General features: G+C 34.8%; 16 protein-coding genes, 2 pseudogenes and 2 other annotated features. Of the genes and pseudogenes, 14 read left to right on the top strand and 4 right to left on the bottom strand.

Going from position 1 to position 23,635, the window contains the following annotated elements; genetic code table 11:
* Positions 1-744 precede the first annotated feature (744 nt).
* Positions 745-2,607, top strand: a complete 1,863-nt coding sequence (gene ltrA / locus MHH71_RS04925; RefSeq protein WP_006094691.1) for a group II intron reverse transcriptase/maturase — start codon at positions 745-747, stop codon at positions 2,605-2,607.
* A gap of 232 nt (positions 2,608-2,839) precedes the next feature.
* Positions 2,840-3,130: pseudogene (locus MHH71_RS04920) on the top strand (single-stranded DNA-binding protein); the annotation flags it as partial.
* 199 nt (positions 3,131-3,329) lie between these two features.
* Here the strand turns inward: MHH71_RS04920 and MHH71_RS04915 are convergent.
* Positions 3,330-3,695, bottom strand: a complete 366-nt coding sequence (locus MHH71_RS04915; protein ID WP_018782101.1) for a TetR/AcrR family transcriptional regulator — start codon at positions 3,693-3,695, stop codon at positions 3,330-3,332.
* 423 nt (positions 3,696-4,118) lie between these two features.
* On the opposite strand from MHH71_RS04915, the gene MHH71_RS04910 reads away from it, so the two are divergent.
* The 7 genes from MHH71_RS04910 (at position 4,119) to argS (ending at position 10,371) form a co-directional block, all read left to right on the top strand.
* Positions 4,119-4,475 carry a lmo0954 family membrane protein gene (locus MHH71_RS04910; RefSeq protein WP_003197275.1) on the top strand — a complete coding sequence of 119 codons (357 nt, stop codon included), beginning with the start codon at positions 4,119-4,121 and terminating at the stop codon, positions 4,473-4,475.
* A 44-nt stretch (positions 4,476-4,519) separates the two neighbouring features.
* Positions 4,520-5,170: a PspA/IM30 family protein gene (locus MHH71_RS04905; protein ID WP_006094694.1), complete on the top strand. Its 651-nt coding sequence runs from the start codon at positions 4,520-4,522 to the stop codon at positions 5,168-5,170.
* Positions 5,171-5,523: 353 nt separating this feature from the next.
* Positions 5,524-6,651 (top strand): conserved virulence factor C family protein, encoded by a 1,128-nt coding sequence (locus MHH71_RS04900; RefSeq protein WP_006094695.1) that lies wholly within the window; start codon positions 5,524-5,526, stop codon positions 6,649-6,651.
* 4 nt (positions 6,652-6,655) lie between these two features.
* A complete protein-coding gene (locus MHH71_RS04895; protein WP_033798290.1) occupies positions 6,656-7,039 on the top strand; it encodes a thiol-disulfide oxidoreductase DCC family protein in 384 nt (127 codons plus the stop codon).
* Between the two features lie 83 nt (positions 7,040-7,122).
* On the top strand, positions 7,123-7,557 hold the full coding sequence (locus MHH71_RS04890; protein WP_003197283.1) for a BrxA/BrxB family bacilliredoxin: 435 nt from the start codon (positions 7,123-7,125) through the stop codon (positions 7,555-7,557).
* A 48-nt stretch (positions 7,558-7,605) separates the two neighbouring features.
* The gene (locus MHH71_RS04885) at positions 7,606-8,382 is read left to right on the top strand and encodes a class I SAM-dependent methyltransferase (RefSeq protein ID WP_006094697.1); all 777 of its coding nucleotides are present in this window, start codon (positions 7,606-7,608) and stop codon (positions 8,380-8,382) included.
* 40 nt (positions 8,383-8,422) lie between these two features.
* Positions 8,423-8,637 (top strand) — a binding site (T-box leader).
* A gap of 45 nt (positions 8,638-8,682) precedes the next feature.
* On the top strand, positions 8,683-10,371 hold the full coding sequence (argS, locus tag MHH71_RS04880; protein ID WP_006094698.1) for an arginine--tRNA ligase: 1,689 nt from the start codon (positions 8,683-8,685) through the stop codon (positions 10,369-10,371).
* A 315-nt stretch (positions 10,372-10,686) separates the two neighbouring features.
* Here argS and MHH71_RS04875 read toward each other — a convergent pair.
* A pseudogene (locus MHH71_RS04875) lies at positions 10,687-10,985 on the bottom strand (transposase); the annotation flags it as partial.
* Between the two features lie 620 nt (positions 10,986-11,605).
* On the opposite strand from MHH71_RS04875, the gene MHH71_RS04870 reads away from it, so the two are divergent.
* From MHH71_RS04870 to MHH71_RS04855, 4 genes are all read left to right on the top strand, one after another.
* Positions 11,606-13,084, top strand: a complete 1,479-nt coding sequence (locus tag MHH71_RS04870) for an Lsa family ABC-F type ribosomal protection protein (protein ID WP_078211865.1) — start codon at positions 11,606-11,608, stop codon at positions 13,082-13,084.
* Between the two features lie 830 nt (positions 13,085-13,914).
* Positions 13,915-14,544 carry a Type 1 glutamine amidotransferase-like domain-containing protein gene (locus MHH71_RS04865; RefSeq protein ID WP_026008632.1) on the top strand — a complete coding sequence of 210 codons (630 nt, stop codon included), beginning with the start codon at positions 13,915-13,917 and terminating at the stop codon, positions 14,542-14,544.
* A gap of 175 nt (positions 14,545-14,719) precedes the next feature.
* Positions 14,720-15,601, top strand: coding sequence for a methyltransferase domain-containing protein (locus MHH71_RS04860; protein WP_006094702.1), 882 nt, complete (start codon positions 14,720-14,722; stop codon positions 15,599-15,601).
* Between the two features lie 279 nt (positions 15,602-15,880).
* The gene (locus MHH71_RS04855; RefSeq protein WP_006094703.1) at positions 15,881-16,708 is read left to right on the top strand and encodes a DegV family protein; all 828 of its coding nucleotides are present in this window, start codon (positions 15,881-15,883) and stop codon (positions 16,706-16,708) included.
* A 185-nt stretch (positions 16,709-16,893) separates the two neighbouring features.
* On the opposite strand, the gene MHH71_RS04850 is transcribed toward MHH71_RS04855, so the two are convergent.
* Positions 16,894-18,066 (bottom strand): MFS transporter, encoded by a 1,173-nt coding sequence (locus MHH71_RS04850; protein WP_003197306.1) that lies wholly within the window; start codon positions 18,064-18,066, stop codon positions 16,894-16,896.
* Positions 18,066-18,632 carry a PadR family transcriptional regulator gene (locus tag MHH71_RS04845; RefSeq protein WP_003197308.1) on the bottom strand — a complete coding sequence of 189 codons (567 nt, stop codon included), beginning with the start codon at positions 18,630-18,632 and terminating at the stop codon, positions 18,066-18,068. Before MHH71_RS04845 ends, MHH71_RS04850 begins: the two co-directional genes overlap by 1 nt.
* 433 nt (positions 18,633-19,065) lie before the next feature.
* Here MHH71_RS04845 and MHH71_RS04840 point away from each other — a divergent pair, with 433 nt between their 5' ends.
* Positions 19,066-23,274 (top strand): bacteriocin-processing peptidase family protein, encoded by a 4,209-nt coding sequence (locus MHH71_RS04840; RefSeq protein WP_033798840.1) that lies wholly within the window; start codon positions 19,066-19,068, stop codon positions 23,272-23,274.
* A gap of 115 nt (positions 23,275-23,389) precedes the next feature.
* Positions 23,390-23,629: a binding site (T-box leader), on the top strand.
* Positions 23,630-23,635 lie beyond the last annotated feature (6 nt).

Below are 23,635 nucleotides of genomic sequence, written 5' to 3'. Positions count from 1 at the left end.
ACGTTTCGCATAACCACCACGTACCAGTGGTGGGATAAAGTGACAATCGTGAGAAATCGAATATATACCTATGCTATAGGTTGAAACAGATATTATCACATATTGATTGAACTGATTAATCGAGTTTCAACGGGGAAGTACCGTTGATATACGGAGAAAACACATAAGTATGAGAAATGGTAAACTCATCCGTGGTATAAACACTGAGACTCCCCTATGCGATGTATGCTGTAATATACAGACGTATAAAGCGAGGTAAAGACGTAACTTGAAATCCTAAGTCTGTGTGCAGATATGGAATATATATAGTGCGGGTGTCCGTAACCTACGGTTAGGCAACGAAAAGATGTTTGAAGTGTCGTCATTTGTGACTCTAGAAATGGAGACCCAATATAGTTGGAATATAGCATTCTGGTTTTGCGTATTCCCTTTTACTTGAAATAGTAAGTTGAAATGTAAGGAACAACTATTTCTCAAACCTTACTTAGAACTATCGGCATATAGTCTTGACCTAAGGGTTACAGAAAAAGGATAGATTAATCGGAACGTGGGAGAGCCTTTAAATGGAGTTTTACAGAACGTTGAAGTTTAAAGGAAGTCAGAGGTCTCGTAGTAGTCAGAGATGGAGAAAAACCATTACAGGGCAAAGGGGACCAGTCAACTTATCAAGTTTAACGATTCGATAGAGAAGTTCAAACTTTCTGTAAGAATGAATTGTGAACCCTAAAGGCAGGTGATGTCTTTATGAACTTTAGCACAAACTTCTCAAATGAAACTGAACTCAAAAGAGCTCAGGACCAATTATATGAATTATCAAAGAAAAATACACGTTTTCATAGCTTATATGAAATGGCATTCAATGAGACCACAATAATTACAGCTATTCATAAAATCAAAGCCAATAGGGGGGCTAACACTCCTGGTGTTGACGGACATGATATTCGAAGATATTTGCAAATGGATAAAAACAACGTTATAAAGCTAATCACTAAAGCTGCACGAAACTACAAATCCAAACCAGCCCGAAGGGTTTATATCGAAAAAGCGGATGGAAGTCAACGACCATTAGGGATACCAACGGTCGTTGACCGTATTATTCAAGAATGTATTCGTACAATACTTGAACCAATCGTAGAAGCAAAATTTTACGACCATAGTTACGGATTCCGTCCTTACCGCAGCTCTAAACATGCTGTTAGACAAGTGAATCATTTCATTAATACTACTAAGTCTTATTATGCAATCGAAGGTGACATAAAAGGTTACTTTGATAATATCAACCACAGATTTCTAATTAAGAAACTATGGAGATTAGGCATAAGGGACAAGCGAATAATAAAGATTATTCAAATTATGCTTAAAGCAGGATATATGGAATATGATTTTAAATTCACTACGGAAAAGGGAACTCCACAAGGCGGTATAATTTCACCCTTACTTGCAAATGTGTATCTAAATGATTTCGACTGGATGGTAGCACGTAGATTCTACAAAGCGAAACCAACTGGAATTTCAAAGGAACCGAGAAAGCAAAGGGAGAGGCTGGTTAGACAAGGTAGAAATAAATGCTACCTAGTTAGATACGCAGATGATTGGATTATACTTACTCAAACCTATCAAGAAGCAAGACGTTATCTTGAATATTTGCGCAAGTATTTCAGAATTAAGCTAAAACTTGAATTGTCTAAAGAGAAAACAGTCATAACAGACTTAAGGGAAAAGCCAGCACTCTTCTTAGGGTTTGATATTTATGCTGAAACACCTCTCCGCAGTAATAGTGGAAATATAGTTGGCAAAAACAAACCCAATCATAGAAAAGTCAGTGGTCAAATTAGTAAAGTTTGCAAAGAAATAAGGAAGATGAGGAAAGTTTTAAAAGAAGAATTTTGGATAGAACAAATCATCAAAGTTAATCAAATGCTCGAAGGATATGCGGAATATTGGAAAGTCGGTATTTGCGCGGATACATTCGATAGAATTGATTACAACGTAAATAATTCCTTATTTAGAACTTTCAAGAAATTGTTCCCTAGCGGCTACATGAGGCATAAAGTAAAAATGTGTGAGTTAGGAAACCGACCTAGTAGACACCATAAATATCAGGCAAAAACCTTCGCAATCAAAAAGGAAGGGTTTTGGGTTGGAGTCACAAAAGCTTCATATACTCCTTCGGAGTGGCTGGAAAAACCATTTAACCAAAGGACGACACCTTACACTATAGTAGGAAGAGAAATCTACTACAAACAAAGGAAGAAGCTGTTAAGACTGGATAGACCTCATATAATGACACTACAGGATTTTTATCTCTGCAAAGGTACAAAGAGTAAATATAACTTTGAATACTTTATGAACCGTGAATATGCGTATAACAGGGATAGAGGAAAATGTAGGTGCTGTAATGTCGGATTAGACTTTATGAAGGAAAATGCACATTGCCATCACATTGAACCGTACTTACCTATGGATTTAATTAATAGAGTCGCTAATCTAGCATGGGTATGTAAAGAATGTCATACATCCATACACTGTGAAAACTATGTGTTAAGTTATAATGCTAAAACAATAAAGAAAATTGACAAATTCAGAAGTAAATTACTTCAAAAATGAATCGTTAAAACTTATAGGGTTGTATCGGTGACGAACAATCTAATGAAAAAGAATTAACTCCATGTATTGAGTTAAGAAGTAGGATAAGTTGATGGAAAGCCGTATGCGTTGAAAGGCGCACGTGCGGTTTGGGGCGGGGGAAAAAGTGAAGATAACGTCAAAACTTTACCTATCGCGACCCGTAAGGGTTAGTAGCTACCCTAGCTCTTACGAGCTAGGATGCTACACATAACTATACTACACAAAGCAAGGGATTGCTTATGCACGTATATGCGTTGCGGTAAATAGAGGGTTTCGAAATAGCCTAGGAGAGCAGCAAGCAGATTACATTTACTGCGTCGTCTGGAGAAAATCGGCTGAGAATGTGTCAGATTATTGTCAAAAGGGATCGCTTGTTGGGATTACAGGTCGTATTCATACGAGTAATTATGATAATGAACAGGGGAAAAGAGTGTATAAAACAGAAGTTGTGATTGAAAGAATTACGTTTTTGGAGCGGAAGAAAGAGGAAGCTTCACGGTAGAGAAAGGAGGTATAAACAAAAACTTGGTGTAATTACCAGATAACTATTATTTTTCACTAATCCCTTCCTATAAGTAACTGTCGAGAGATAAAAATATCGTTTTTGGGATGCTTCAAAATCTTAGATTAGTGGGTATATGAGATGATTCCTAGTAGAGAAAATCTAAACCCCTTGTTCAATATGGACAAGGGGTTTTTGTTCAAAGAAAGTATAACTTTTCGATTGCTTTTGCAAGATGTACTGGCGGAAAAAATGACATACGTAGCCAAAACTTTAATTGTTCATTTTTTTGAAAAAGATCGACTTTCAATTGTAGTAGCCTGTATAAATCTTTTTCAGGATTTTGTGAATCAATTTTACTTAAGTATTGAAGTTTTGAAGCTAGTTCAGTTTCTTTTGTATCACGTAACACATGAAGAAAGAGGTCATCTTTTCCTTTAAAATGTGTGTAAATGGATTGCTTTTTCATGCCGGCTTTTTCAGCTATTAAAGAAAGGGGTGTTCCTTCATAACCATGAATTGTGAAATATTTTAGAGCTGCACCCTTAATTTTATTACTGTTCAATAAAATCACCTCAAATTTTACGAACGTTCGTCAGTTATGTTAGCGAATTAAATAAATGTATGTAAGCGGAAATTATATTTTGATATCTAAACGAATAATTTTAAAGATTTACATTCAATCTAATTAGGAAAAACTTTAAAAGAAGGGGAAAGGATGTTAGGAGGCGAATGGAATCTGCCCGTATTGTTGTTATTTATATGGTGTCGAAGGGTACGGTTTCTTAAATATAAAAAGAGTGCATTCTAAGAAGAAACAATATTGCATTAAAATTTTAGCTCTTCACTTCGTTTTATATACATCGTAATGTGGGTCTAACCTGGAATAGGTCTTAAGTCTGATTTGAAAACGGTTCTTAAGCTCGTTATGGAAAACTAAAAAAATAGTTAAGATAAGAGTATCAAATCGAAGGGAGGCAAGCACAAGATGAAACAATTTTTAACGTTTATCGCAGCCGGTATTTTGGCTTTAATTGCTCTTGGTAGTCTTGCTGGTATTGTAGGATTCGCAATTGGAGCAGGGATTGCGTACTGGAGCTATAAATCATTTGTGCGAGCACAATCATTTTTTGGAAAGTTAGCTTGGGGTATTTTCGGTTTAATCGGCTTGTCAATCGCCCTTTCTCATTCCCCAGCATTGATCGGTATTGTAGCAGTAGTAGTACTATACTACGGATACCGTGAGTGGAAAAAAGAAAAAGATGTAGTGGTTGATTCTGCTTCAGAAAGTTCTAAACGATATAGCAACTTTGAAGATGAGTGGAACAAGTTAATGAAAAACTAATATAAAATAACTGAAATCATAAAGTAGAAGAGAGGAAGATTAGAATGAAACAATCTTTATTCGGACGTGTACGCGATGCAATTTTAGCAGACTTTCATAATGTATTAGATGAGAAGGAAAGAAAAAATCCAATCGCTATGTTAAACCAATATTTACGCGATAGCGAGCGTGAAGTAACAAAAATTGAGAAATTAATCGAGCGTCATAAAACATTAAAATCTAACTTTGCTCGTGAACTTGAGCAGGCTCGTTATTTCGTAAATAAGCGATCAAAGCAGGCGATCATTGCACAAGAAGCAGGAGAAGTGCAATTGCATGAACGTGCATTAGAAGAAGTAGCATACTATGAAGGGCAAGTATCACGTTTAGAAGAGATGTATGCAGGTGTAGTGGAGCAAATTGATGAGTTAGAACGCCGTCTTTCTGAAATGAAAAATAAGCTAAAAGAAATGAATGCAAAGCGTATGGAATTGATGGCACGTGAAAATATGGCCCATGTGAACCGTCGTATGAATACGGCTCTTCATAAAATGGATGAGAACAACCCGTTCTTACGATTTGAAGAAATTGAAGATCACATTCGTGATTTAGAGCTTCGCATGAATGAAGATCATGAACGTGATACATTTGATATGAAAATTGCAAAACTTGAGCGCGACATGAAAGGAAAGGATGAAGTATCTTTAACAAAATAATTGTAGTGCATCATAAAATGAGTTTATGGTGGTAGAAAAAAGGTGTTGCAAAGCAATACCTTTTTTATTTATCCCGTATTAACGGGCAGTAAGACCCTCATCCTAAGATTAAGCGAAAGCAAGGAAGGCAGGGGCTGATTAAAGTTATTATCAATCTACCTTTTTTGAGCGGAAGAGAGAAGGAACATGATACTAAAAAGGGGTATATCAATAGGGGTAGTTGTTACATGATATTCACCAATTCTATTAAGACTATAATTGTGATTAGAAAAAGCAAGCGTCTCAGTAGGAGTATAGCGATAGAACATGTTACAATACAGCTAAGAACAAGCAATAAAGGAGAGTTTATTTACGTGAAGATTAAAGCAATTGAACCGACGCCAAGTCCAAATACGATGAAAGTTATCTTAAATGAAGTGTTACCATCAGGAGCACGTAATAATTATACAAACGAAAATGCAGAACAAGCACCAGAGCAAGTGCAACACATTTTAAAAATTGAAGGTATTAAAGGTGTATATCATGTTGCGGACTTTCTAGCAGTAGAGAGAAATGCGAAGTATGACTGGAAAGTACTTTTGCAACAAGTTCGTGCTGTGTTTGGAGAAGAAGTCACTGAAGAAGATGAGAGAGAGCAACTTTCACATTTTGGTGAAGTGAAAGTATTCATTCAAATGTTCTTTACGATTCCGATGCAGGTGAAATTAACAGATGGAACAACGGAAGAACGAGTGGGCTTACCAGACCGTTTTAAAGAAGCAATTATGAAAGTGCAAATGTCTGCACCTAACGTTGTGAAAGAGCGTAAATGGGTAGAACAAAGTACACGTTATGGGAATTTTGAAGAAATCGGAAAAGAAGTTGTGGAAGAAATTGTCGCCGCTTATCCAGAAGACCGTGTTGAAAAAACTGTAAAAGAATTATTAGATCAAGCGGGTGCTAAAGAAGTAACGATTACAAAGCGTGAACCATATAAAGTAACAGAAGAAATGATGGCGGATCCTGATTGGAAAAACCGTTATGCAGCGCTTGAGCAAATGGATCCAACAGAAGAAGATATTCCTGTATTGAAGAAAGCGCTAGAAGATGAGAAAGTATCTATCCGTCGTTTAGCAACAGCGTACTTAGGTATGGTAAAAGGTGATGAAGTATTACCATTACTGTATAAAGCTTTACTAGATCGTTCTGTAAGTGTACGCCGCACTGCGGGTGATTGCTTATCAGATGTAGGAGATCCAGCAGCGATGTTTGTTATGATTAAAGCACTTAAAGATCCAAGTAAATTGGTGCGTTGGCGTGCGGCGATGTTCTTATTTGAACTTGGTGATGAAAGTGCAATTCCAGCACTACGCGTAGCGCAAGATGATCCAGAGTTCGAAGTAGCAATGCAAGCTCGTCTAGCATTAGAACGTATTGAAGGGGGAGAAGAAGCGAAAGGATCTGTTTGGAAACAAATGACGGAGTCTCGCAAAGGAGAATAATCATATGATCGTTTTCTATGATAGTAGGTGTCCGATGTGCACGGCAGTCGCAGAGCGTACAAAGAAGCTTGATAAAAAAGATACGATGAAGTTTGCCTCTTTTCGTGATAAAGATGTTGTAGAGGAGTATCAACTTTCTACAGAGTTACAAGAGAAGATGGAGCAAAGACTTTACATTTTAAAAAATAACAAATGGTATGACGGGATTGGTAGCGTATATGTTTTAGCAAAAGCTGTGCCGTCATACTGGTTTGTGGTTCCTTTTATCAAGTTATCTATTTTACTTGGATTTGGAAATAAAGTGTATGATTATATTGCAAATAGAAGAAAACTTGTACCAGTTGGTCACTGTCGTGAAGGAGTTTGTGAAATTCCATCAAAAAAATGATGGTAACGCTATCTTTCTTTTGCACCTATTATAAGAGCGTGATATGATGAATTTGGAATGAAAGTTGAAGGAGAGATTACAAGATGTCAAATGCATACGAAGAATATATGCGTCAAATGGTAATTCCAATGCGTCAAGAGTTAGTGCGTGCTGGATTTGAAGAATTAACTACAGAAGAAACTGTAAAAGAATATATGGAAAATGCGACAGGTACAACATTAGTTGTCGTAAACTCTGTTTGCGGATGTGCAGCTGGTTTAGCGCGTCCATCAGCTGGTCAAGCGGTTGTACGTTCTGAAAAACAACCTGACCATCTTGTAACTGTATTTGCAGGACAAGATAAAGACGCAACAGCTACAATGCGTGAGTACTTCGGAGATATTCCTCCATCTTCACCATCTATGGCGTTACTAAAAGGAAACGAAGTTGTTCACTTCATTCATCGTCATGAAATTGAAGGAGCAACAATGGAAGAGATTATTAATAACTTAGAACAAGCTTTTGAAAAGCATTGCTAAAAAGGGGGAGTGATTCTCCCTTTTTTCTTTATATATTGAGGTGAAAAGATGATTGTAACAACAGCAGGACGAACGAATAAGGAAATGACAGCATATGCAAAAGAGGTAGCGGAAGAATTACAATGCTCTTTTGTAGTACGGAATGATATATCGGTATATAAGCTACATGAGCAGTTTGAACAAGATGTACTCGTTGTAGGAAAGAAACGATTAGCAATTTATCCAAAAGGTACAGAAGAATCGTTCTTTTTCCATCCTAATTCTGCAATGTTTCGTGTGAAAAGATTAATGAGGGGAGAACATGATCCATTTGTACAAGCTGCAAAATTAGAAAAAGGAATGACGGTGTTAGATTGTACGCTCGGTATGGCATCAGATAGTATTGTTGCAAGCTATGTTGTTGGAGAAGAAGGAGCTATAATGGGGCTTGAGGGGAATCGTTACATGGCCTATATAATGAATAAAGGTTTAAAGCAGTGGTGTGCGGGTATTTCAGAAATCGATGAAGCGATGCGTAGAATTAGAGTGAAGAAAACTGAGCATTTTGATTTCTTAAAGCGCTGCGAAGACAACTGTTATGATGTTGTTTATCTGGATCCAATGTTTGAAGAAACGGTAATTGAATCAGATGGGATTCGTGGCTTAAAACACTTTGCTTTGTATAATGATGTCACAGATGAAACAATTGCAGAAGCAAAGCGTGTTGCTAGAAAACGTGTTGTCTTAAAGGATCATTTCCGTAGTACACGATTTGAGCGACATAACTTCTTAGTATATAAGCGAAAAAGTGCGAAATTTCATTTTGGTGTAATTGAACCTTGCTAATTATTTGAAAAGATGTATAATAAGCAATAATCAATTATATATGATGTCGTAGATGAAGAGAGTAGTCCTTCTTCAGAAGGAAAGCGAGCTAGGGATGGTGAGAGCCTAGTACGGAGAAGAGGATGAAGCGCACTTCGGAGACGCTGCTTGAAATGAATAGTAGAGTAAGCCGGGGCCCCCTGTCCTCGTTATAAACGGGAAAGTGGTTCTTCGGAACAACAAGGGTGGTACCACGGGTGATAACTCGTCTCTTTTTTAGAGACGGGTTTTTTGTGTTTAAAAAAATAAGGAGGGAGTAACATGGAATATAAAATTCAATTAGCAAAAAGTTTATTTGAAATATTAAAATCAGAATTATCATTGGAACAAATTACAGGTTTAATTGAAACTCCGAAGCAAGATGAATTTGGAGACGCGGCATTCCCTTGTTTTATGCTTGCAAAGCAATATAAAAAAGCACCCGCAATTATCGCGAAAGAAATTGCTGAGAAGCTAAACAATTCATTTTTTACAAAAGTGGAGGCAGTTGGACCATATGTGAACGTATTTTTCAATCGTCACATAGTAAGTGATGATGTATTAAAAGCGATTTTAGTTGAAAAAGAAGAATATGGACAGGGGTACTTTGGGCGAGAAAAAACAGTAGTAATCGATTACTCTTCACCAAATATCGCGAAACCGTTCTCCATGGGACATTTACGTTCAACGATGATCGGGAATTCTTTAAAACATATCGCTGAAAAGTGTGGATATGAGGTTGTAGGAATCAATTATATTGGTGATTGGGGAACGCAGTTTGGGAAATTAATTACCGCATATAAAAAATGGGGAAATGAAGAGCTTGTAAAAGAAGATCCGATTCGCGAATTATTCAAATTATATGTTCATTTCCACGAAGAAGTGAAAGAGCATCCAGAGCTAGAAGAAGAAGGCCGTGCATGGTTTAAGAAATTAGAAGACGGTGATGAAGAAGCAGTTTTTTTATGGAATTGGTTCCGTCATGAATCTTTAAAAGAATTCTCTCGTATTTATGAACTTCTTGGTGTTGAATTTACAAACTTCCAAGGAGAGGCTTTCTATAATGATAAAATGGGCGATTTTGTTGATATTTTAGAAGAAAAAGGGTTATTAGAAGAATCGGATGGAGCACAAGTTGTTAATTTAGAAAAAGAAGATATGCCGCCATGTTTAATTAAAAAATCAGATGGAGCTACACTTTATGCAACGCGCGATTTAACAGCGGCACTATACCGTCAAAACACATATGAATTTGATAAAGCGTTGTATGTAGTAGGCGCAGAACAAAGCTTACACTTCACACAATTTTTCACTGTATTAAAGAAACTTGGTTATAACTGGGTAGATGGTATGGCTCATGTACCATTTGGACTCATTTTAAAAGATGGTAAAAAAATGTCCACACGTAAGGGGAAAGTCGTATTACTTGAGGAAGTATTAGAAGAAGCGATTACGCTTGCAGAGCAAAATATTGAAGAGAAAAATCCGGACTTAAAGCAAAAAGAGGAAGTTGCTAAGCAAGTTGGTGTCGGGGCAGTCATTTTCCATGATTTGAAAAATGAACGTATGCATAATATTGAATTCTTTTTAGAAAAAATGCTGAAGTTCGAAGGGGAAACAGGACCATATGTTCAATATACACATGCGCGTGCTTGCTCCATTTTACGAAAAGAAAATGCTGAATTTGAAACAGAAGCGTTTCAATTAAACGATGATCATAGTTGGAGTACGATAAAATTATTAAATAGATTTCCACAAGTCGTTGAAACAGCCTTCTTCAAAAATGAACCGTCACATATTGCGAAGTATTTGTTAGATGTAGCACAAGCATTTAATAAATATTATGGAAATGTTCGTATTTTAGAAGAGGATAAAGAAAAGGAAAGTAGACTTGCACTTGTTTATGCAGTAACGATTGTGTTAAAAGAAGGATTGCGTTTACTTGGAATGGGTGCTCCGGAAGAGATGTAAATGAGTACAATTTTATCGTGCTATTGTGCAGTGACAATTATTAACGTTACTGTAGTAGTTAATTACAAATAATGTGTTACTGAAGATGATAAATACAAAATAAAGCTTACTATATTGGCAGAATGACAAATCGGGCGTACCGTTGACCTGATTTGTTATTTTTATTTTTCTTACTATTTTTAATAATTATTTATTTTGTTTTTTCTTTGAAAGAAGGAGATGGTATCTTTTTTTCCTACAATGTATGAAGATGAACTTATATATAGTGCTATTGCAAGATATCATGTTAGAAGTGGTAATACTATCCCTAAACAGACAATCGATAAATTGATGTAAGTCTGTATCTTTTATTTTTTCGCGAATATGGCCATAGCCTTTTTAAAAATCTCATTTTCCTCCTTCAGACGAAGCATTTCTTTCTGCATTCGCTTCAGGTCTTCTAGCGTCATTTCTTCCTCATCAATCGTTGTGATAGGAGAATATTTTTTTATCCATTTATAAATCGGTACTTCTGATACACCATATTCGCTGCTTAGTTCTTTCACAGATCAGCCTGAATGATATAGTTCAACAACCATCTTTTTAAATTCTTCATTAAATTTCTTGTTTGCCATACGGACACTTTCTCCTTGAAATCCATTGTAAGGACTTAACTAAGTTGTGTTCATATGACTATACTAACTCCACTCCACAAAGTATAAAGAAAGAAGGAATATACATTGTTGATTCTAAAGAAGTAGTTAGCAGTAATTTGAGGTAAAGATGATTGTGATATTGCATTCCATAAAAAAGAATGTTACTCTAAAAATAGAATTATGAGAGGACTGATGGATGAATAATGATTAACTAATCTATATTTTAATTTGAAATTAATAACTTCAAACTACAAAATATAGGGTTAGTCTATCCATTTTTATAAATCAGTTCATACTTTATTTGTCATGATTCCAATGATTAATAAGAACTTATTAAGTATAAGTGAGATACTAATCCTTCCGATTACAAATTGGGAGGATTTTTTTATTCTCTTATAGGTAAGTTGATATTTATTAATCCGTAACTGTAACCTAACAAATAAAGGAGAGAGAAAAATGAGGAATTCAGACACTATTGTTACACATGTAATGCTCTATATAAGTCGTTAATATCCATCAAACTTATATGGAGAAATTAAAAAATTGATGGATATTCCGACTTTATATGAAAAGTGTTGATATATAAAGGAGGAATTATTATGTCAATGATAAAAGTTCAAGACTTAACTTTTTCATACCCAGGTAGCTTTGATAATATTTTTGAAGGTGTAAACTTTCAAATAGATACAGATTGGAAACTAGGGTTTATTGGTAGAAACGGACGAGGTAAAACGACATTCTTTAATTTATTATTAGGTAATTATGAGTATAGTGGGAAGATCACTTCTTCGGTAGAATTTAATTATTTCCCTTACCCAGTTTCGGATAAGAACAAGTTCACTCATGAAATCCTTGAAGAAATTTGTCCCCAAGCAGAAGATTGGGAATTTCTGCGTGAAATATCCTATTTAAATGTTGATGCCGAGGCCATGTATCGACCATTTAAAACATTATCAAATGGAGAACAAACAAAGGTGTTGCTTGCTGCACTGTTTTTGAATGAGGGTCAATTTCTATTAATTGATGAGCCAACAAATCATCTAGACACTGATGCACGAAAGATGGTCTCTGATTATCTAAGGAAGAAAAAAGGGTTTATTTTGATTTCACATGACAGAATCTTTTTAGATGGATGCGTTGACCATATCTTATCTATAAATAGAGCAAATATTGAAGTTCAAAGTGGTAACTATTCTTCTTGGAAGTTAAATTTTGATAGACAGCAGGAACACGAAGAGGCTACAAATGAGCGTCTACAAAAAGACATAGGGAGATTAAAACAGTCTTCAAAGCGTTCAGCAGGTTGGTCTCATCAAGTGGAAGCTTCCAAAAATGGAACAAGGAATTCAGGATCTAAGTTAGATAAGGGTTTTGTAGGACATAAAGCGGCCAAGATGATGAAGAGAGCGAAGAACCTTGAATCAAGGCAACAAAAAGCTATTGAAGAAAAGTCAAAATTACTAAAAAATGTGGAGAAAACTGAGTCGTTAAAATTAGAACGATTGAAATTTCAGTCAAATGAATTGGTTGTTTTGGCTGATGTGTCTGTTAAGTATGATGACCAAATAGTAAATGAACCAATTAGCTTCATAGTTGAACAAGGGGATCGAATTGTACTTGATGGAAAGAATGGAAGCGGGAAAAGTAGTATCCTAAAACTAATTCTAGGACATCCAATACAGCATACAGGCTCAGTTAATTTAGGTTCAGGACTCATCATTTCCTATGTCCAACAAGATACTTCTCATTTGAAGGGATTGTTATCGGACTTTATTGAAGAGCACGAGATTGATGAGACGTTATTTAAATCCATCCTACGTAAGATGGATTTTGACCGAATTCAATTTGAGAAAGATATATTTCATTATTCTGGTGGACAAAAGAAAAAGCTACTTATCGCTAAAAGTTTATGTGAGAAAGCTCATTTATATATATGGGATGAACCATTAAATTTTATTGATATTTATTCGCGTATGCAGATTGAAGAGCTTATTCAACAATTTAATCCCACAATGGTTATTGTTGAGCATGATAAGGCATTTCAACAAACAGTTGCAACAAAAACTATATCTATATAGTTCAAAGTGAGTGATTGAAGATATAATCAGTAAATCAAGTCATTAAACTATAGGGCGCTTTAATGGAGTGATGAAAAAAGCCTAATTTCTCTACAATAAATTGAGAAATTAGGCTTTTTAATAGGAAAAGTAGGATACATATTAACAGAATGCACTCATAAATGGGAATATGATATAAGACCATAAGGTTTTCCTACTATTTATTTATTGTGAAATGAGGGTTTTCGAGTTGTTTTTGATCAATGTTTATTTCAAAGCTACATTTACACCTGTTGAATTTTTAAAATATTGTTTCTGTATATCTAAATTAACAATTTTTAAGTGGAGAAGAAAAGATAAATATTTAATGTTACAACTTTAAATGAATACGAGTATAAATGTATAGATGTACATTTATACTCAAGGTGGAATTAGAAATTCTATATGAGTAACAGTAATAAATGTAATCATTAGAATAGGATCTCAGTAACGATAATAATTGTTTCAAAAGGAAGAACTATGTACGTTATTATGGAGTATATAAGCTTTTATAGTAACGATGATAGTTGTCTCTGGACAGCTATTTACGTACAGTAAAACTCCGAAGAAATAAGAAGTTAGGTGGGAGATAAACTACCCGTAAAAGCCAAATTGATGAAGGCTAATAATCGGAGGGAATGAAGGAAACCTCCACTGATTATTAGCCTTCACTTTATATTATTTACAATATATCCAAAAAAGATAGAGATATATTGTAAAATTAGTATTAAGCTTTACAAGTGAAAGAGGTCAAAAAGAAGATCATAAAACTGAAAATTAAGAAATTTTCAAATGGAAAATGGGGGATTTTAATGAGAAAAATGATATTATATAGCGATCAAATACAAGAAGATAGAAAATTGGATTATGAGCTTTTAAGGTTATTAAATAAAGAAAACCCTTCAATAGCATATCTTCGATCATCTTCAGATGAAACAGGAAAGTATTTTAATAATGTAGTTAAATATTATAGAGATTTAGGAATTAGCAAAGTAGAATATTTTGATTTAGATAAAGAATATGATGAAAGAAAGGTTAATAACATATTTAATTATGATGCAATACATCTTTCAGGTGGAAATACATTTCGCTTTTTAAATTCCCTACGAAAAAGAAATTTATTACATTCATTAAAATCTTATGTGGAAAATGGTGGGGTTTTAATTGGTGTTAGTGCAGGTAGTATAATATCTACTAAAAGTATTGATACAGCTCAATTTGTAGACGAGGATATTATAGGACTAGAGGATAGAAGCTCTTTAGGTTTTGTAGATTTTGATTTTATGCCTCATTGGAGTGAGGAGCAAAGTGAAAAATATTTAGAATTATTAAAGGATTATTCCAGGCTGAAAAATAGGACAATTTATGCTTGTAAAGATGGTGATGGGATAGTTATTGATGGAGAAGATATTAAATTGATTGGAAATGTTATAAAAATCTAATTTGGCTTCAATTTATCAAATACATTTTGTCTAAATGAGCTGAACAGATGTCTAGATACATTAAGAACTTATGGACATGAAAAAGTGTTTTTATATCTAGAAAATATTTTTATCATTTGCTCAAAGTAGGGAACGAAATCAGCAATTTCAATATAAACAGAAGGAGGTAGCTCAATTGAAAGAGTATGATTGGGATAATAAGTTGGAGTATTTGAGAAATACAAGGGATCTATATTATAACGATGATTATCTAAGTTTTTTGGTGAATTCAGTTTGGAAAATCTCTAAACCAGTTCATATTGTTGACTATGGTTGTGGATATGGTTATTTAGGTCTGAAACTATTACCTCTGTTACCAATAGGGTCTAGATATACAGGAATTGATAAGGGGAAGAAACTAATTAATAAAGCAAGAGAGTTATTCCGCATTCTTCCATATGAAGCAGACTTTCTTGAGGCAGATGTTACTGAAATTAAATTAGAAAGTAAGTATGATATAGCAGTATGTCATGCTTTTTTATTACATATGAACGATCCAAAGACAATGTTACAAAAAATGATAGACTCGGTCGTTGATGAAGGTAATATCATATGCTTTGAACCACATTGGATTTCGAATATGTCTTCGTATAGTCTTAACAATCTAGAGCAATCAGAAATTGTTCAGATTGGTGTTCTTCAAAAATTATTTGAAAAAGATGCAAAACGAAATGGTAAAGATGGAAACATCGGTATTAAATTACCAACATATCTAAGTGAGCTAGGGGTAGAAAATATTGAATGTAGAGTTAGTGATAAGATTAATTTTCTTAATGTTAATGAGGATCAAAGAGATAAACAGCAATTGTATCAATCACTCAAGGAAGAGGGAATCGGTAATACTCCTGCTGAAAAAGAAGAATTCATTGAACGTTTAATAAATCGAGGGCTGATATACAATGAAGCGATGGTGCAGTACGAAGCAGAATTACAATTTTCTAAAGCATTCACTATAGATTCTTCTCTAGTATATGCTCCAAGTATGAAAATTACTTTTGGCATAGTGAAAAGCAAGTAATGTAAATAAAGAAATGAGTTAGGACTTCTAAGGCTGTATACATGTTAGAAGTCTTATTTTTTAGTTTGATAGTATTTTCTAAAAGAAAATATGTCAAAATCGTGTACGAATGAAAATAGATTCGATATTAATTTTGAAAACCTCGCTTAAATCACCTATTTCCTATGGAAAAACAGAGATAGTCTTGTTATGATAACAAGCATAGTCCTTTTTTATAACTAGAATAGATAGAATTGTGAGAAAAGTCCGAGAAAAGGACGCGCACAAGGGAGGAACAACATGAAGCGTGTTGCTTGGTTTACTGATAGTACAACTGCAAACTTTACAACAAGTGCAGATAATTTTGTTATACCGATTGAAATTGTTATTAATGGAACGGCTTACAAAGACTGTGAAGAAGGTGTTCGTGAACGTGTCTACGATGCATTAAAACAGGGTATAACTGTAACTACGTCACAACCTAATTTTGGAGATATGGTTGCACTCTTCTCTAAATGTAAAGAAGAATATGAAGAGGGATTTGCAATCACAATTAGTGGGAAAGTAAGTGGCACTTATCAAAATATGATACTTGCAGCAGAAATGGCAGGATTTCCTCTAGTTGTAATAGATAGTGAAACAACGAGTTATCCAATGGATGAAATTTTAACAAAAGCGCAAACGTTATACCGTAAGGGTATGACTTTACAAGATATACAAAAGACAATACAACATGTGGAACGTAGTCCTTATTATGTATTTCCAAAGGATTTGAAAGGTCTATATGCAAGTGGACGTGTGAAAGGTGTACAATTTATACTAGGCAGTCTATTAAGTGTAAACCTAATTCTAGAAGTAAAACATGGCGAACTTGTGTTGGAGAAGAAAGTTCGTAAAATACAAAAATGTAAAGAATATATGCGAAGCGAACTTGAAAAAGAAATGCCGAAAGTAGTCCATGTTTTCCATGCGAATGATGAAGAAGGGGCAGAAGAATGGATTGCTGATTTCAGAGCAGTATTTCCTGAAATGAAGTTTTTAATTTACCCACTTCCTATATCTTTTGCTGTTCATGCAGGTGCTGGAACAATTGCGATTAGCTTTTTGAAAGGGGAAACCCGTGAATAATTCACGGGTTTTTTTGATGTGCCAGTTCTTATTTTTTTATGTTGATGGAAATAATTTAGAGAATGAGAGATGAAGTGTTTTAGTAATAAGTAAGTGATTAACCATTAAAATAAATTAACGTGATAAGATTTCCAACATACGATATATGCTGGAGGTCGTATTTTATTCATAGTAATAACCTAATGTCATTTTTTCATTTTCCACAAAAACAAGCACAGATAACATAAAAGAAGAACACTAAATATGTAGAAAGCATTTGTAAATCCAAATAAATCTGATAAACTTCCGCTAAGCATCGGTCCGAAAAACATACCAATTGAGTAGGCTGTATTATAGATTGCAAAAAGTATTCCATATGCATGAACTCCGTTTTTGTCTGCGAGATATGTAAGTTCTGGTAAAGCAGGTGCTAGTAAAAGGCTAAAACTAATTCCAAGGATAGCAAGTACAAATATTTCCAGGGCGGTATGAGAAACAATCACTGTAAATGGGAAACATAAAGCAGCCAAAGCTATGCCTACTGCCATCGTTTGTTTTCTGCCAATTTTAGTTGAAAGTGTGCCAATGATTGGTGCGGTAAATCCATATGCGAGAGTTGGAACGGCAAATAGGAGTCCGATTGTCCCAGGGCTAAGGTGTAAGGTGTCTTGTAAGTAGAGTGGAAGAGTTGGCTCTAAAGCGCTAGGTAAGGCCGATCCTAGAATAATAATACCGATCATAATAAATAGGGAACGCATATTCAAGATAGATCGATAGCTAATTCGTTGGTTTGAGCTGGATTTTGGTTCATTATGAAGTAATGTTATTCGTAATATACCATCAATGAGTGCAATACTGGCAGCGATAATAAAGGGAAGATGATACCCTCCCCATTGATAAAGTGCCCCGCCGATTGTTGGACCAAGGAGCATCCCAGCTGCTTGTCCCGATAAAGCGAGACCCATGGCCTTTCCGCGTTCTTGCAGAGGGAACACATCTGCTAGAAGTGCTAATCCAGCTGTCCATGTTGCTGCTGCAGATATACCTTGTAGCATTCTTGCGAGCACGAGCAACCAGAAACTATTTGCAAGTCCGAATAATAGAGTCGCTGCTGCAAGTCCAAATAAGCCTAGAATCATAGGGAGGCGTCTTCCAACCTTATCGGAAACCACTCCCAAAATGGGAGTAGCAAGAAGTAAAGTAATAGCGTAACTACCGAATAAAAAGCCAATCTCTGTTTGGGAAGCACCTAGTGTTTCTGCGTACCGTGGTAAGATTGGGACAATCATTCCGTAGATGAGCATATCCGTAAAGACAGCTACTGCTACAACCCATAACGAAGCTTTTTGCACGCGAGACATTTTTAACCTAGCTTCCATCATTTTTCCTCCGTGTTCTTCTTATTTTCTAATCGAGATAACATTTTTTCCATTTTTTCAATGAAACGTAGCTGTATTTCACATTGTTCATAAATATTTTCAAAAATCAGGCTCACATGCTCTGGAATGTCTATCATTTTTTCTTTAATAGATTGTCCAGCTTTCATATTCTCGTACATTTCTATAATTTTCTTTTTTTGATCTTGTAAGGCGGATGAAATGTGTTCAAGAGAAACAGTATTTGTATCGAAAAAAGTAAGTGCTGTATATAACTCTGTTGGGAATACGACTGAAGATTGCTGGAATGACTGAAGCATGAGTGTATAGAATTCATCTTTTCCAGCAGGTGTAACACTATAAATTGCTTTGGAACGATTGCCCGTTTTTTCAACGGCATCAAGCTCTACTAATCCTTCTTTATCCATTTTTTTTAAAGCATGATAAATCGAAGCGGGAAAAACACCTGCCCAAGTGTCTGTTTGTGCTGATTGCATAGCTTGTTGTAATTCGTATCCAGACATAGGACCGTATTGCATGAGTAAACCTAGCACCATTAAACGTGTCATATGTATCCTCCGTTCAAATAGAAAATATAGAATACTAAACATTTAGTATTTGTTTATAATATATGTGGAAATATTTGTTTTGTCAATAAAAGGATGGGAATTGTTATGTCCCGTTATTTCAGGAAATAAGACCCACCCCAAAATTCAGCGAAAGTAAAGAAGTTTAGATGGGATACAAACACCGTATAAAATTTTGATTTATAAGTGGTGATTAACTTAATAAAATAAATTTTATTTCACCAAATTAAACAAAATACATGAAAAAATAGTTATTTTTATTCTTTTTAAACTATAATTTAAATAATATTTTCTATTATCGAAGATTATATAAGATTTTAATTGAATACATGATATAAGCTGTGTAGAATCTAAGCAAGCGGATAAGAATACTGCTTACTGATGCGCAAGAAAAATAATTACTAGAGGTGAATGCATGTTAGAATTTAGGCGATTAGAGATGTGTTTGAAGGAGAAACGATTTGTAGATGGATTACAGGATGTAAATAACGAAATTGCACATATAAAAGAAACCAATACGTTCTCCTATGTGAAGGAATGGCTTTCTTTGATTTCAGGGCATGAGGAATTTGATACGCTAATCCGTCTTACAGATGAAGGGCTTATGCATCAATATAGTGCCTTCCTAATTCGCTATTCATATAAAAAATTTCCAAATATGAGAACGCTCTCTTTATATTGTGATGAGCTAATTGATGACCGAAAAGTACTTGATGCTGAAAAGTTATTAAAAGACGCTTTGGACGATATAAAGGCAGAACAAATAGATTCTGATATTTTATCAAAAGCCTACTTTACATTAGTAAGATGCCTTTTAGAAATGAAACGAAATGAAGAAGCATTCCAATATATGAAAAAAGCTGAGAGTTATAGTACACGTCCAGTCTTTGATAAATGGGGCTATTTTTATATACAAATAGGAGAATGGGAGAAAGCGGAGCACTCACTTTTAGCGGGGATGGAACATAAGGAAAATGAAGAACTAGCGGTTTATTTATTATCACAGCTATATGCATATAAAGGTGAACAGAAACGAGCATTGCAATTGATTAATGATGCGATAGATCAGTTTCCGCAAGTACCGTATTTTTATTTCGAAAAGGTGAAACATTTACTAGATTTACAGTGTTATGAGGAAATGTTAACTGTAATAGATAAGATCGATCAGATATTACCGTACCATTCGTATAAAGCTTATTTTACACATTTACGTGCAGAAGCGTTGTATAAAATGAATAAGAACGAGGAGTTACTTGCTCTATTAAAAACGGAAGTATGTTTGAAGGAGTCACTATATCATAATATAGAAAAATACCCGAATGGGAAAAAAGTAAGATTGCCATTAGTACCAATCGTACAAAAAGATAATTATTGTGTTCCAGCGAGCTTGGAGATGATGCTTCGCTTATGGGGAGAAAGTCGTACACAAGATGAAGTCGCAAATCATATATTTGATGTAACAGGATCAAAATTTTCAGATACGGTTACTTATTTAGAAGAATTGGGCTATGTTTGTCGTTATTTCAAGGGGAACGAAAAGAACTATAAAGCATTACTCGATCAAAATATTCCTGTTTTATTAAGTATAGATATTGAACATGCATCCCATGTTCAAGTTCTTTCTGGATATGATGATCAGTTACAATCTTTTTTTGTTCAAGATCCTAATTTCTTGGAACCGCTTTTTGTTGAATATGAGAAGTTACAGGAAAGATATCGCTACACCGATGGTTTATCTATCGTATTTGTTCCTAAGGAGAAAAAGGAACAATTGTCATTTTTAGTAGAAGAGGAAGATGTATACTTCCGAAAGCTATTCTCTCTGACGGATCATTTAGAAGAGCAGGATAAAAAAGGGATTGAAAAACTCGTATCATTTTTACAAGAGACAAATGAAAATCCATACACGTGGTTATACACAATCAAACATATGGATGTTGAAGTGAATCAAGAGTTTATTCTTTTTTGTGCTGAAAGGTTAATGGAAAGATATCCGGATTCAGATTTTGTTAAGCTACATAGTGCACAATGCTTTATCCGTATTCAAGATCTGGAGCGGGCTAGTGATGTCTTGCAAAGTATTGAGAAAAAGAATAATCAAGCATTGTATCATTTTATACATGGCCGTTATTCTTTAGAGAAAGAAGAGTATGAGGAAGCAATTTCTAGCTTCCGCTCATCGTTACAATTAGATGCGGATCAGCCAATCGCATGGAGTTTTCTGGCATTATCATATATGTATATAGATCAGTCTGAACAGGGCTTGCAAATGTCGCAAATTGCATTGCAACGTCATCCAGATAGGTTTATTCTTGTGAATCATGGTTTAGTTTTAATAGATTTAGAGCGTTATGAGGAAGCATATGAAGTATTTAATGATTTATTGAAAGAATATAAGTATGAAGCACATATATGGTATGAAAGAGCCAAATGTGCGCATCAAATGGAGAAATTGCATTTAGCAATCAAAGGACTTCGCATCGCCATTCAATTAGACAAAACGGTACCATATCCATATGTAAAACTCTCAGAAATATATGAATCAGATCTAGAAGATAAGAAGAGTGCAGAAGCAATTTTATCGCAGGGTATCGAAAATTGCGAAGAATCATCATCATTATATACTCGATTAGGGGATTTGTATTTTCAAAATGATGAATTTGAAGAAGCTGAAAAAATATATAAACGTTCTTTAGAAGGAAATGATGGAGACATTTATTCTCATTTTGGTTTAGTTCAAATTTATATGGCAAAAGAACAGTATAATGATGCAAAGCATTATATTTTCAGCATGGAAAAGAAATTTGAACAAAATGATGAGTTTCTAATGAATGCAGGAATGGTATTGTGGGACGCTGAAATGGAATTAGGGGCTAATGAAGAACAATTAAAGATAGCGTTGTCAAAGTTAGAAAATGGCATCCGATGTTTGAAAAATAATACAGCGAATGTTTTAGAAGAATATGTAAATAGAGTTGAAGGGACACCATTTGTACAACGTGGGATAGCATTTTTAAGAAAACTAGAAAAAGAAAGAGCGGATATTACCGAGTATGGCTGTTATGCTGGTATTTTATATGAATCTCTTGGACAATACGATCAAGCAATGAAACGATACCATCAAGCAATAAAGCATAGACCGAGTACTCTTCCGTATTTTCGTATTGGTGAATCCCTTATGGTATTAGGGGAATTGGAAGACGCAAAAAGAGCATATGAATCTTGCTTAGAAATAGATGCAAACTTTATAGGAGTACATTTGAAGTTAGCGGAAATATACGAAAAAGAAGAAAACCGTTTAAAAGAACAACATCATATGCTTCAGGCAATGATCCAAGAACCGATGATTGTAAATATGGAGTATTTGGCAGAGCTTTCAGTAGAAAATTCTCTTCATAAAGAGCTTCTATCTGAGTTAGAGAAATTGGCTGGCAGAGTGAATGAAATGTGGCGTTTAGACGCTCTTGCATATGTATATGGCGCCATGAAAGATGTAGATAAAGAACAAGAACTAATGGAAGAAGCTTTGCAAATGGATGAAGAACATGTGGAAGTACGATATCATTATGCAAAAGTACTTGTTAAAAAGCGAAATCCGGAAGCAATTACATTTGTTACAAATTTAATAAAGCAAGATATTGAAAATGAACGTGTATTTGAAGTGTATGTTCAAGCGATGGAACAAAGGCGGAAATTATCTCAAATACGAGATTCTCTTCATTTGCTGCCAATTAAGAAAAAAGAAAGAAGTACTGCATTTATGTACGCTGCATCTGCACTTGCTGAGAGACTGAGTAAGCAACAACAAAATGAAGAGCCAAAGAAATCAATCCTTACAAGAGCATTTTATCGAATGAAAAACCGTGCGAAAGAAATTTCCCTTATTACAATTGTTATTGATTTATTTGAAATTTCCTTAAAATTTAATGCTAAAAATAGTATGGCAGCGCAGCGTTTAGCGATATTTTATGAAAATGGGAATATGATTACAGAAGCGATAGATGTATTACAAACATCTTTAGAAAACATTTGGAATACTAGCGCGGCACGGCAACTTGTAAATCTTCTCATCGAACATGGTGATGAAAATGAAGAGATGTTAAGAGATGCTCTTGAAATAATAAAGCAGATGTGTAAAGAAGAGCCAAATGATTATGACATGCTCTTGTTACATTCAAATGTTTTGTTCATGTTAGGGGAAGGAAAACAGGCAGAAAAGATCTGTTTACAATTAATCGAAAGAATGCCTTTTGTGAGCCATGCATTCCTTGCTCTAGCGGAAATATATCAAAGTGAAGAAAGATTTGAAGAGTCTATTGCAATGCTGGAAGAGGGAGTACTGCACCATCCGCAAGATCATGCAATGTTTCTCGCTTTAGCAGCGTCTTATCATCAGATTGGAAAAACAGAAAGGGCAGAAGAACTAACAAATCATATACTATCTTTTGATTCTTCAGATTTATTAGTTCGATACAACAGAGCATACTATTTAGCTGTTTTAAATCGAAATGCTGAAGCGAAAGCAGAACTTGAAACGGTTCTTCATGAGGATGAAACTGGATTTTTTGCAGAGCTTGCAGAAGAAGATGAAGAGTTAGAGGAAGTGTGGGAAACAATAAAGTAATAGCAACTGTTCATGATGTATAAAATTCGAGAACTAGGACGAAAATGAAAATATATTTTTGAATTGATTGACAATTGTCTGTTTCATGGAATAAAATAACTTTTAATAAAAGTATACAAATCTGAAGACGAGAAAGAGTAAAATAGTGTACTGTTCCCCAGAGAGCCGGCGCCTTGCTGAAAGCCGGTGTACAGACTTTATTTGAAAATCATCTCCGAGGAGCCGTGGCTGAATAAAGTAAGCTCGGACGGATGTCTACCGTTACAAAGAACGCGTATGTTAGTACGTTGCTAAGTGCTATTAGTTAAGATGCTAATAGAATTAGGGTGGTAACGCGGGTAAACCCGTCCCTATTTATAGG

The organism is Bacillus sp. FSL H8-0534 (genome assembly GCF_038005885.1).
Lineage (GTDB): Bacteria > Bacillota > Bacilli > Bacillales > Bacillaceae_G > Bacillus_A > Bacillus_A pseudomycoides.
The sequence above is the reverse complement of the archived record's forward strand: the minus strand, read 5'-3'. Positions and strand labels throughout refer to the sequence as shown.